The sequence below is a fragment of the Microcystis sp. M179S2 genome, assembly GCF_020245805.1.
Classification (GTDB): Bacteria; Cyanobacteriota; Cyanobacteriia; order Cyanobacteriales; family Microcystaceae; genus Microcystis; species Microcystis aeruginosa.
The window spans coordinates 24,327-36,236 of the sequence record NZ_JADBUE010000362.1 but is presented as its reverse complement, the minus strand read 5'-3'; the positions used below and the strand labels follow the sequence as shown (position 1 = coordinate 36,236).

The 11,910-nt window shown below is 45.4% G+C and carries 11 protein-coding genes and 1 tRNA gene; 9 read left to right on the top strand and 3 right to left on the bottom strand.

What is annotated here, in order from left to right; all coding sequences use genetic code 11:
• Positions 1-168: 168 nt before the first annotated feature.
• Complete coding sequence (ccmP, locus tag IM500_RS22770; RefSeq protein ID WP_110578761.1) at positions 169-810, bottom strand: beta-carboxysome protein CcmP; 642 nt, start codon at positions 808-810, stop codon at positions 169-171.
• Positions 811-1,099: 289 nt separating this feature from the next.
• Between ccmP and IM500_RS22765 the strand changes: the two genes are divergently transcribed.
• The 4 genes from IM500_RS22765 (at position 1,100) to IM500_RS22750 (ending at position 4,292) form a co-directional block, all read left to right on the top strand.
• On the top strand, positions 1,100-2,146 hold the full coding sequence (locus tag IM500_RS22765; protein ID WP_287739589.1) for a glucokinase: 1,047 nt from the start codon (positions 1,100-1,102) through the stop codon (positions 2,144-2,146).
• Positions 2,147-2,149: 3 nt separating this feature from the next.
• A complete protein-coding gene (locus IM500_RS22760) occupies positions 2,150-2,596 on the top strand; it encodes a hypothetical protein (RefSeq protein ID WP_287739588.1) in 447 nt (148 codons plus the stop codon).
• 10 nt (positions 2,597-2,606) lie between these two features.
• Positions 2,607-2,678: transfer RNA gene (locus IM500_RS22755), tRNA-Gly, on the top strand.
• 117 nt (positions 2,679-2,795) lie between these two features.
• On the top strand, positions 2,796-4,292 hold the full coding sequence (locus IM500_RS22750; protein WP_190718596.1) for a serine/threonine-protein kinase: 1,497 nt from the start codon (positions 2,796-2,798) through the stop codon (positions 4,290-4,292).
• 24 nt (positions 4,293-4,316) lie between these two features.
• On the opposite strand, the gene trmD is transcribed toward IM500_RS22750, so the two are convergent.
• Positions 4,317-5,012, bottom strand: coding sequence for a tRNA (guanosine(37)-N1)-methyltransferase TrmD (gene trmD / locus IM500_RS22745; protein ID WP_190718599.1), 696 nt, complete (start codon positions 5,010-5,012; stop codon positions 4,317-4,319).
• Positions 5,013-5,385: 373 nt separating this feature from the next.
• Between trmD and IM500_RS22740 the strand changes: the two genes are divergently transcribed.
• The 5 genes from IM500_RS22740 to IM500_RS22720 all read left to right on the top strand — a co-directional run bounded on the left by IM500_RS22740 (position 5,386) and on the right by IM500_RS22720 (position 10,844).
• On the top strand, positions 5,386-6,240 hold the full coding sequence (locus tag IM500_RS22740) for a cyanophycinase (protein WP_061433142.1): 855 nt from the start codon (positions 5,386-5,388) through the stop codon (positions 6,238-6,240).
• A 107-nt stretch (positions 6,241-6,347) separates the two neighbouring features.
• On the top strand, positions 6,348-8,981 hold the full coding sequence (cphA, locus tag IM500_RS22735; protein ID WP_190718602.1) for a cyanophycin synthetase: 2,634 nt from the start codon (positions 6,348-6,350) through the stop codon (positions 8,979-8,981).
• Positions 8,982-9,098: 117 nt separating this feature from the next.
• The gene (locus tag IM500_RS22730) at positions 9,099-9,800 is read left to right on the top strand and encodes a DUF488 domain-containing protein (RefSeq protein WP_061433144.1); all 702 of its coding nucleotides are present in this window, start codon (positions 9,099-9,101) and stop codon (positions 9,798-9,800) included.
• Positions 9,736-10,182 (top strand): DUF488 domain-containing protein, encoded by a 447-nt coding sequence (locus tag IM500_RS22725; protein ID WP_002804177.1) that lies wholly within the window; start codon positions 9,736-9,738, stop codon positions 10,180-10,182. The genes IM500_RS22730 and IM500_RS22725 overlap by 65 nt, the downstream gene beginning before the upstream one ends.
• Entirely contained in the window at positions 10,170-10,844 is a 675-nt protein-coding gene (locus tag IM500_RS22720; protein WP_239698203.1) for a dual OB domain-containing protein, read from the top strand. The genes IM500_RS22725 and IM500_RS22720 overlap by 13 nt, the downstream gene beginning before the upstream one ends.
• Before the next feature lie 416 nt (positions 10,845-11,260).
• On the opposite strand, the gene IM500_RS22715 is transcribed toward IM500_RS22720, so the two are convergent.
• Complete coding sequence (locus tag IM500_RS22715; RefSeq protein ID WP_079208335.1) at positions 11,261-11,902, bottom strand: cofactor assembly of complex C subunit B; 642 nt, start codon at positions 11,900-11,902, stop codon at positions 11,261-11,263.
• Between the last annotated feature and the right edge of the window lie 8 nt (positions 11,903-11,910).

The window sequence follows — 11,910 nt, the reverse complement described above, 5'->3', positions numbered from 1 at the left end:
GAGAAAAGCCATAAAACCCTTACCTTGCCTACATTTCACATTTATTCAGCAAGCCCTAATTATACATATCTAACCACCTCTTGCCTTTTGCCTCATGCATGAGTGCCTATCCTAACCAAGAAGTTAATTTTGTCCTACTACTTATTAGATAGTCAACAGCTTATTAGCCTATTCTTTTTTGTCGCTACCCGGAAAAGCTCGACCTTGAATATTTTCTAAAGCTGAAACTGCCGCCCTGGAACCGGCGATAATATCTCGTTCTTCTCCCCCTAAATATAGGCGGCCAAAACTGCCCACGGAAGTAACGTGTAGGATATTAATTAAAGCAGCTTTTTCGGCCTGATTAGCGGCTAGGGAAGCGTAGGCAGCCGGTTGCACTTCTAAAACGTACAAAGTCTGTCCCGCCATTAACATCATACCCCGAGAACTCCGGTTAATTAATTGGGCTTGGTAAGCGTCAATGTTGCGAATAATTTGGCTAGAAACAATTTGCGGTTTCAGACAATCGCGCTGACTAACGCCTAAATACTGCAAAATTGCCTGACCGGCCGCCCTGACCTCTCCCTGACTGCTAGAATGGAGTTCTAAGAGTCCATAGAGTCGTTCTACGAATAGAACCCCCGGACGAACCACGGCGGATTTGAGGGCAATATCGGTGATGCGATTAATCTCGATGCCGGGGGAAATTTCAATCCAGAGGGAAGAATCCCCGGGTAAGGGTAAAAATCCTTGGGCGACTGTACCGATGTAAGCGGCGTGTTGAAGCTGTAAATTGTCAAGATAAACGTAACTGCGAAGTTCTACACCCAAGCTAATTTCTCCCTCTCTGGTCTATCTTAAAAGTTATGGGGACAGTGATAGGTTTTGCCGCCCTATCGATCGCCTTGAGGCGACAGTTAGACCTAAAATGTCTTTAAGTCCCCTTTCTGTCCTCTAGCAAATCCCCATTCCAACCCCGGAGCGATGATTAATCAATCCTTAATTAGGGCTTAGGCATTACCATCTTTCACTATAGTATAGAATTGACTGCCCTTAAATTTGCTGGGGAGAAGCGGTAAAAAAACTATAATTATGGGGACAAACTCAGGGAAAAACCAGCATGACGATTCTTTTAGGGGGAGATATCGGGGGAACTAAAACAATCCTGCGTTTAGTGGATTGCCAAAACTCATCGGATAGTCCCCAACCCCGGCTAATTACTCTCGATCAAGAAATTTATCCTAGTAAACAATACCCCGATCTGGTGCCGATCGTCCAGCAGTTTTTAGCCCGACAAACCACTATTCCCCCAGTGGCAAAAGCTTGTTTCGGTATTGCCGGTCCAGTGGTTAACAATAGTTCCGAATTGACTAATTTAAGTTGGTCTCTAACTGGCGATCGCCTAAGCCACGAGCTGCAGATTGAGCGGGTAAAATTAATTAATGATTTTGCGGCGATCGGTTATGGGGTGTTAGGATTGGCCCCAGAGGAGCTGCACAATCTACAGTCGGCTCCGGCAGTACCAGAGGCCCCGATTGCGGTTATCGGTGCGGGGACGGGGTTAGGAGAGGGTTTTTTGATTCCTGTCTCGAAGGGTAAATATCGGGTGTTTGGTAGTGAGGGTTCCCACGCCGATTTTGCCCCTCGCTCGAGTTTAGAATATCAACTATTAAATTATCTCTTGGATCTCTATAATATCGAGCGCATTTCGGTGGAGCGAGTGGTTTCTGGGCAAGGAATCACTTCTATCTATCGATTTCTCCACGATAGTAACTATAGTCAGTCATCACCGGCCATGGCGGAAATTTACCGCGCTTGGTTAGAAGAAATGGGTAAACCGCAAAAAACCGTCGATTTAGCGGCTAAAATTGCCAGTTTTGCCCAAGATGACGCGGATTATCTCTGTTATCAAACCATGAAAATCTTTGTCGAGGCCTACGGTGCGGAAGCGGGCAATTTAGCCCTCAAGTTGCTTCCCTACGGAGGATTATACATCGCGGGAGGGATTGCGGCCAAAAATCTTCCCCTAATGACCGAGGGTAGCTTTATGAAGGCTTTTCGGGCTAAAGGTCGGATGAGGGAGCTATTAAGCAATATTCCCGTTCATATCGTCCTTAATGCCCAAGTGGGACTAATGGGGGCAGTTTCCTGCGCTAGTCAGCTATGAGGGATGGTTTACTGGATTTTACCAACAGCAGCAGCGATCGAGGCCAGCGATCAAAAAAATGTTCTCCATGACGGTTTTCCTGCCCTTGGCTGTGCTTGGGGGGGCTTAGATGTTATTTTTGGGGTTTATCGACAAAAGCGGCTAGAAAGCCTAAAAAATGCCCATCAACAGCTAGAAAAAGCCCTACTGTCCTGTCAAGAAAAAATGTTAAATTCCCACCAGGCCAGTTTTGCCGACAAATTGCACTGGCGCGGTCGGGCGATTAATTTGGCTCTACAATGCGCTCAAGGGGCAGTGATTGCCTCCGGTGGGGCGGCGAATATTATTGATCATCCGGCGGGGCGAGTCTATCGGGAAGCTTTACAGTTTAGCGTTTCTGGACAAACTGGCGCGGTGATGGAAAACAGCCTAGGGCAGTTGCTCTGGCTGGGGGGTCAATGCTATGATTAGGGAGACTTTTGCGGGTATAGTTCAGTGGTAGAACGTCACCTTCCCAAGGTGAATGTCGCGCGTTCGAGTCGCGTTACCCGCTTCTGACGACAATTGATGTAATATATCAATTAACTGGCAAGATGGGCATGAGCAAGTTAACCCCTTTGGCTGTTAACCGTCCCGTCAAGCTGCCCTAGGGTAAAGATAATCCGCTACCATGAAACTAATTATCGGGGGACGTTACCAAGTTATTAAACCTCTAAGTCAAGGGGCTTTCGGTCAAACTTTTTTAGCCCAAGATAACTATCGCCCCGGCCGTCCTCAATGTGTGGTCAAACAGTTAATCACCCAAGTGGTTAACGAAGTTACTATAGGATTATTTGAGAGTGAGGCCAGAGCTTTAGAAAAACTCGGCCATCATCCTCAAATACCGCAATTTTTCGCCAGTTTTCAGGAAAATAAGTCTTTTTATATCGTTCAAGAATTTATCGATGGTCACGATCTTAGTCAGGAAATCTCTAAGGGTAAGCGTTTAGAAGAGAGTCAGGTAATTCAGTTATTAAAAGATATCTTGGAAGTTCTCGCTTTTGTCCATCAAAATAATATTATTCACCGAGATATCAAACCCCATAATATTATCCGTCGCCAAGAGGGCAAGCTAGTTTTAATCGACTTTGGCGGAGTCAAACAAGTGGGGACTCAATGGCTAAAAGCAAAACAGACCAGTGTGTCCATTGGGATTGGCACCCCCGGTTATATGCCTAGTGAACAGGCGCAAAATAAACCGCGATTGTCTAGCGATGTCTATGCCGTGGGAATCATCGCTATTCAAGCCTTGACTGGTCTCAAACCGACGCAATTTCCCGAAGATGCCGAAACCGGAGAAATCGCTTGGCGCGATCAGGCCGATGTTAGAGATGATCTAGCAGTTATTATCGATAAAATGACCCGTTATGACTGGCGCCAACGCTTTCCCTCGGCAGCAGAAGTTTTAGATGCCATAAAAGAGTTACTGCAATTGCGTCAGCAACAAGCTTTAGTGCGGGAAATTTCAGCAGAGGAGTTGTTTTATCGCGGTAACGCGCATCTCGATTTGGGGCAGCATCGCGAAGCAGTTCAATTGTATCAACAGTCCCTGCGGAAAAAGCCCAATTTTGTCAATGCTTGGTATAATCGCGGTCTGGCCTTGCAACGATTAGGGCGTTTTCCTGAAGCTTTAGGGTCTTTTAATCAGGTAATTCAATTAGAGACTAATAATGCTCGGGCTTGGTTTTATCGCGGCATCGCTTTAGCTAATTTACGACAAATCAGCCCCGCAATCGCATCTTTGGATAAGGCGATTCAACTGCAGCCAGATTATCTGGAAGCATGGCATTACAAAGGCATGATTTTCTGTCGGATGCAACGTTATGCCGAAGGTCTAGCGGCTTATAATCAGGCCCTGGCCATTAAATCCGATGCTAATGTTTGGTTTAGTAAAGGCGAAGCTTTACGGGAATTAGAACGACTCAGTGAAGCGGTCGCCGCTTATAATAAGGCTTTACAGTTACAATCCCAAAAGGCTGAGGCATGGTATCAACGGGGTTGTTGTCTCTACAAGTTAAAATGTTTCTCGGAAGCAGTGGTTTCTTTTAACCAAACCCTACAACTAGAGCCTAGCCATCAATTCGCTCTCCAACAACGGAATTTAGCCCTTAATCACCTGAAATTGTAGGCAGCAAGCCAGCATTTTGGGGGATTAATCCTGTTCCTCTAGCCATTTTTGCCAGATATCCGGACGACGTTCCTTAGTGCGATCGAGTTGTTGTTGATAGCGCCAATCAGCGATATCCTGATGATTACCCGATCGCAAAACCGGCGGCACTTGCCAACCGCGAAAGACCTGCGGCCGGGTATATTGGGGATAATCCAATAAACCTGCCTCAAAACTCTCCAATTTCAACGATTCTGCCTTACCTACCGTCCCAGGTAACAACCGCGTCACCCCGTTAATAATCGCTAAAGCAGGGATTTCTCCACAAGTTAGGACAAAATCCCCTAAAGATACCTCTCTAGTCACCAAATGCTCACAAACCCGCTCATCTACCCCTTCATAATGCCCGCAGATGAGAATTAACTGCTGATAACTACCGGCCCAAGTTTTCAGTAAAGCTTGATGGAGAGGTTCCCCCTGGGGAGTCATCAGCACGATCTCCCGGGGTGGTAAAATTGCTAAAGACTCGATCGCCTCAAAAATTGGCTCTGGTTTTAATAACATTCCCACACCACCACCGTAGGGTTCATCATCGACACGACGGTGTTTATCGTGGGCAAAATCCCGGAGATTGACCAAATTTACCCTAGCGATGTCGCGTTCGAGAGCTTTTGCCAACAACCCCGACTGCAGCGGTGAAGTAAAAAAATCGGGAAAGAGAGTAATAATGTCAAACTGCACGGGGAAAATTAAGGCCTAGACTGGGATAGTGTTTAATGTATCATTTTGTCACGGTTCGATCAGTTAAAATCTTGCTAATTTGGCGCCAGTCTATCTCGATAACATGATAGACTATGCTGTACTGTCTAGGGGTTTTTCTGGCTCTAGCTTGAGTGATCGAAGTCTAGCCTAGACTTAAAGTTAACTAACAGTCCGTCATTGCCAGTGGATCGAAGAAAATTGCTAAAATCGCCTCTACTATTGCTTGATGTCCCGAAAAATATTCCTAAACCGCATTTTTTTCCGTCAACCGTTCAGGGAAAATAACATTAAAATACTTGTCCATCTTCCCGAAAAACCTTCCATCCCTAAAAATGTCTATTCGTTCAGTGACATGATCATCGAGCTAGAAACCCAACACCACGAAAATCCTACCCCCATATCTCTCAAAACGGCGATTTTAGTCATTGGTGGTGCCGAGGATAAAGTCCACGGTAAAGAGATACTGCACACCTTTTGGAATCGCGCCGGGGGTAGCGAAGCAGTGATCGCTATTGTTCCCTCCGCTTCCAGAGAACCGGTTTTAATCGGCGATCGCTATCAGAAGATTTTCGAGGAAATGGGGGCAAAATATGTCAAAGTTATCGATATTCGCGATCGTGTACAGGGAGAAGACCCCCAATTTCAAGCCTACATCGAAGAATGTACAGGTGTATTTATGACCGGAGGCGACCAGCTGCGTTTATGCGGTTTGCTCTCCGATACCCCCCTGATGGAAAGAATCAGACAAAGAGTGCAACAGGGAGAACTAACCCTGGCCGGAACTAGCGCCGGGGCCGCCGTTATGGGTCATCACATGATTGCTGGGGGCAGCAGCGGGGAAGCACCCAATCGCGCCCTAGTGGATATGGCCATGGGATTAGGTCTCATTCCTGAAGTCATTGTCGATCAACACTTCCACAATCGCAACCGCATGGCCCGGTTAATGAGCGCTATCTCCGGTTATCCCGAACGTTTAGGAATTGGCATCGATGAGGATACCTGCGCTATGTTTGAACGGGATGGCACGATGACGGTAATCGGCTGCGGTACAGTGACGGTAATTGATGCCAGGGCAATGTCCCACACCAACCACCATCACGTCACCGCTAACGAACCCCTGAGTCTGCATAATTTGCGGGTGCATATTCTTGCCTACGGTGATGGCTATCATCTCAAAAAACAGCAAGTGATCGCTAAATTGGGGTAAAAAAACTCCTGAAAAACTGTTCATCGTGAACAGTTTACCGATCTCGGAAAACCAGACAATAAACAACGGCTTCTTTGTGCTTCTCAACAGCGAACATCAGCTCTATCATGAAAATTCTCAGAACCCAAACCCTGCGCGGTCCCAACTACTGGAGTATTCGTCGCGACAAGCTCATTGTTATGCGTCTGGATCTCGAAGATCTCGCAGAGAAGCCATCGAATGAAATCCCCGGCTTTTACGAGGGATTAATCGACGTTCTGCCCAGTTTAGTCGAACATTACTGCTCCCCCGGTTATCGCGGCGGTTTCTTTGAACGAGTCCGCACTGGTACTTATATGGGCCACATTATCGAACATATCGCCCTAGAATTGCAGGAACTGGCGGGAACTCCCGTCGGGTTTGGTCGCACTAGAGCCACCGCCACCCCCGGAGTCTATAACGTGGTGTTTGAGTACGTTGACGAGCAAGCGGGACGTTATGCGGGTCGGGCTGCCGTGCGTTTGTGTCAATCAATTGTCGATACGGGAACCTATCCTCAGGAAGAATTGGCCCAGGATTTAGCCGATTTACGCGATTTATGCAATAATGCTGCCCTTGGTCCGAGTACCGAAACCATCGTTAAAGAAGCACAAGCTAGAAATATTCCTTGGTTACTCCTGAGCGCTCGTGCCATGGTGCAATTGGGCTATGGCGTTCACCAAAAGCGCATTCAAGCCACTTTAAGCAGTTTTTCGGGGATTTTAGCCGTTGAGTTGGCCTGTGACAAGGAAGGCACGAAAACTATCCTCAAGGATGGTGGCATTCCCGTCCCCCGGGGTACGGTGATTCAATACTTGGATGAATTGCCAGCGGCAATCGAGGAAGTGGGAGGGTTTCCCATCGTGATTAAACCCCTCGATGGCAACCACGGCCGCGGCATCAGCATCGATGTTAAAAATCAACAGGAAGCAGAGGAAGCCTATGATCTAGCCAGTGCCGCCTCGAAAACCCGCAGCGTGATCGTAGAAAGGTACTATAAAGGCAGTGATCACCGAATTTTAGTCATCAATGGCAAAGTCGCCGCCGTGGCCGAACGGATCCCCGCTCACGTCGTCGGTGATGGGCGCTCAACTGTAGAAGAATTAATCGAAATTACTAATCAGGATCCCAACCGGGGTGACGGTCATGCCAACGTTTTAACTAAAATAACCATTGACAAAACCGCCCTTAATGTGCTAGGAAAACAGGGCTATGAATTAACCAGCATTTTACCCCAAGGAGCGATCGCCTATCTGCGGGCCACCGCTAATTTAAGCACCGGCGGCATCGCCGTGGATCGTACCGACGAAATTCACCCCGAAAACGTCTGGATCGCCCAAAGAGTGGCAAAATTAATCGGTTTGGACATTGCCGGTATCGATGTGGTGACAGATGATATCCGCAAACCCCTGAAAGAAGTGGACGGGGTGATCGTAGAAGTCAACGCCGCCCCCGGTTTTCGGATGCACGTCGCCCCCAGTCGCGGTTTACCCCGCAATATCGCCGCCCCAGTTATCGATATGTTATTCCCCCCCGGGACTCCCAGTCGCGTGCCAATTCTGGCGATTACGGGAACTAACGGCAAAACCACCACTAGCCGCTTAATTTCTCATATTTGCCGACAAACGGGGAAAATAGTCGGATTTACCACGACGGACGGCGTATATATCGATGATTATCTGGTAGAAAAGGGCGATAACACCGGTCCTTACAGTGCCAGTATGATTTTGAAGGATCCCACGGTGGAGATTGCCGTGTTGGAAACGGCCCGGGGTGGTATCCTGCGATCGGGTTTAGCCTTTAATCAGTGCGATGTGGGGGTGGTGTTAAATGTGGCCGCCGACCATTTGGGTATCGGTGATATCGACACCATCGAACAGATGGCGAAAGTAAAAAGCGTTATTGCCGAGGTGGTTAGCGCCGAGGGTTACGCGGTTTTAAATGCCGATGACCCCTTGACCGTTAGTATGGCCGAAAAAGTGAAGGGAAGAGTCGCTTATTTTTCCATGAGTCCCGATAACCCGATTATTCACGACCATATCCGTCGCGGTGGCATGGCCGCCATTTATGAGAATGGCTATCTGTCGATTCTAGAGGGAGAATGGACGCTGAGAATTGAGGAAGCGGTTAATATTCCCGTGACTATGCAGGGAATGGCTCCTTTTATGATTGCTAACGCCCTGGCCGCCTGTTTAGCCACTTTTGTGCAGGGTATCGATATCGAGTTAATTCGCCAAGGGGTGCGGACTTTTAAACCTTCCGTGGCCCAGACCCCCGGCAGGATGAACCTGTTTGACTTGGGACACCATCACGCTTTAATCGATTATGCCCATAATCCCGCCGGATACGAAGCCGTCGGCGGTTTTGTCGGCAATTGGTCCGGGGAAAAAGTCGGCGTGGTCGGGGGACCTGGCGATCGACGCGATGATGATTTAATTTTATTAGGGAAATTATCGGCGCTTATGTTCGATCGAATTATTGTTAAGGAAGATAACGATACTCGCGGTCGCCGCCGGGGGGAAGTGGCCGATTTAATTCTCCGGGGAATTAGCCAAGAAAATGCCAGTTTGCGTCCGGAAGTTATTCTCGATGAAACGGAGGCTTTAGAGAAGGCTTTAAGCACGGTTTCTGAGGGTGGTTTAGTGGTAATTTTCCCCGAAAGTGTCACCCAGGCGATCGATTTGATCGAGAAACATCGACCCGTTACCGATAATCAGGGTTAGAAGTTAGGATATTCTGCCTATAGAGTCACTTCTGGCCCGATGGCCTGTTCCCCTCTCTAGGCAATCGTTGATCTACAATGATTATTGTAGGCTTTCATCGAAGGAATAATAATATTGATGCAGTTATTCACCATCGGTCACTCTAATCACGAAATTGCCTCATTTATGCTTCTACTTAAGAAGCATAATATAACTGCCCTTGCTGATGTTCGTTCTCATCCTTATAGCCGATTTCTCAAGCATTTTAATCAGTCAATATTGTCAAATGCTTTAAAAAGTGAAGGCATTTACTATGTGTTTTTGGGCAAGGAATTAGGAGCCAGACCGAGCAGCCAAGAATGTTATGTCAATGGTCAAGCTTTATACGAAAAAATTGCGAAAACATCTGCTTTTAATCATGGAATTGAACGAATTTTACAGGGAGTGAAAAAACATCGAATTGCCCTTATGTGTGCGGAGAAAGACCCGATTGAATGTCATAGAGCGATTCTGGTTTGTCAACATCTACGTCATTGCGATTTAGATATTTATCATATTCTCAAAAATGGTGACTTGGAATCTCATGACCATCTGGAAGAAAGAATGCTGTTTAAACATAGTTTGACCGATTTTTCAGCAAGTAGTCAAAAAGAAATTCAGCTTTCTTTATTTGTCGAGCCAAATAGCAATCTTCTCACAAAAGCAGAATGTTTGGAGAAAGCTTATAAGCTTCAGGGTGATGCAATTGCTTATATAGAAACAAGTGGTAATCAAGATGAACAGGACAATCAATCTCTTTACAATCGGCTTTACTCAAAAGACTGCACAGAAGTTCTTTGATGACTTACAAAAAGCTGGTGTTAAGAGAGTTATAGATACTCGTTTAAATAATGTTTCCCAGTTAGCAGGATTTAGTAAAAAAGCTGACCTAGAATATTTTTTAAAAGTCATCGGTGGAATTGACTATGTTCATGTTTTAGACTTAGCTCCAACTCAAGATATTCTTGATGAATATAAAAAGAAAAAAGTTGATTGGACAATATACGAACAAAAATTTAGACAACTTATTAGTAGCCGGAGGATTGAAACAAAAGTTTCTCCAGATGTAATTAATAACGCTTGTTTACTCTGTAGTGAGGCAAAACCTCATAATTGTCACCGTCGTTTAGTGGCGGAATATTTAAAGGAGAAATGGGGGAATATCAATATATGTCATCTCTGAAAAAAATTGTCTGTCTTGCTAATTCATGGAAATTAAATGAACGCTGTATCGCTGGAATTGATATTAGTTCAGGAAATTGGGTTCGTCCTGTGTGTGATTCTCTTTATCCAGAAGATGGCAGGGTTCCACGATCAGTTAGACTAATTTCTGATAAAGAACCAAAAGTTTTAGATATTCTCGAAATTCCCCTTGCTGATACTGGCAATGATTTTGGGTTTGAATCGGAAAATCTTTCCGTTTTACCCGGTGAATGGAAATGTGTAGGTAGATTCAATATCAATGATTTGGGAAAGTATTGTAGAACCCCAACAAAAATACTGCACAATTCAATTAAATATGTTAATCCTTCTTATTTGAAAAACCTTAATTTCAATCAACGTTATACTCTCCAGTTGATTCATGTGCAGAGTTTTAGAGTATATCAAAAAGAAAATTCAAAAGGAAATTTTGAGTGGCGTGGCACAATTACAACAGCGAATGGTAACAGTTTGACAGAAGCAAAGATAACTGATCCCGTATTTGTCGAGAAATTAAATACAGGCTATCAACCTCAGCAAAACTGTTTTGTTACCGTCAGTCTTAGTCTGCCTTGGGTCTCTTCGGCAAATTGGGAAGGAGAAGCTCCCTGCTGGAAATTAATAGCAGCTGTAATTGAATTATAGGAATTACGGCTAGACAACTTTTTTATAGGTTGTTTGCTCGAAAAAATCTCTGTTCGTGAAATTTTCAGAGCTATGAACAGTGGAGTTGAACAGACTGAAGTGGGCGGGGTAAATCCCCAGTATTCTACCAGTAAATTTAGCATAAATGCTGGAGCGATCAAGGGAAAATAAACTGGTAGAATCTGAATAGAAGTGGTTACTTTGGCGATCGCTAATACTGCATCGAAATTTTCGCCGCGGGTAATCAAGCGATCAAAAGTAGATGAATTCATGGGGAGATTCTTAGATGTTCGCCGCCGATACTCAAGCAATTCTCTTGCTTTGTGCCAATTTTGGACAAAATCGCCCTACAACCAGATATGAAGATTGCTAAACTGGATTCTTGGCATCTTTTTTCCCTACTCAACTGAAATCGTCTAAAACTGACTGAAAGTGTCGGCTAATTTATCAGCAATTCCCTCGATCCAAATTTCATCTTGTTTAGTATAACTGCGCGGCGCATTTGCCGCCAAAATTAACACCCCTTCCTTACCGATGGGTTGACAGATTAAGCCTTGGGTGTTTTCTGGCAAATAGTCAAACTCGATTTTAGCGGGATATAAATTTAAATTAACTAAATAAACGGCTTTACCGGTTTCTAAAACTCTTTTGATAATATTACTAACTTTAACTTCAGAATTCTGGCTTAAGATACCGCGACGTAATAAAACTTCTCCCCGATAATAAACGATCAGAGATTTTGTCACGGTGTTAGTTAAAAGTAAATGGGAAGCCCAAGCAAGCTCAATTTTAACCGGTTCTGGCAAATCTGGGGCAAATTCCAGGCCTTCGCGCCCGATTAATTCCACAGCATCCGGTAAGCGGGGTTGAACTCTTTGCCAGATTAAACCCACCAAAATTAAAACCCCACTCAAAATCACTCCCATCACATCGGAACGCGCTTGCGATGGGGTTAAATCGGCAGTGGCAAAACGATTAAACATTAATACCGTACCCCCGACGATGCCGGCGAACAGGGGTAACAGTCTTAAAATACGATTGGGATCAGCTTGTGCCATAGCTGAGA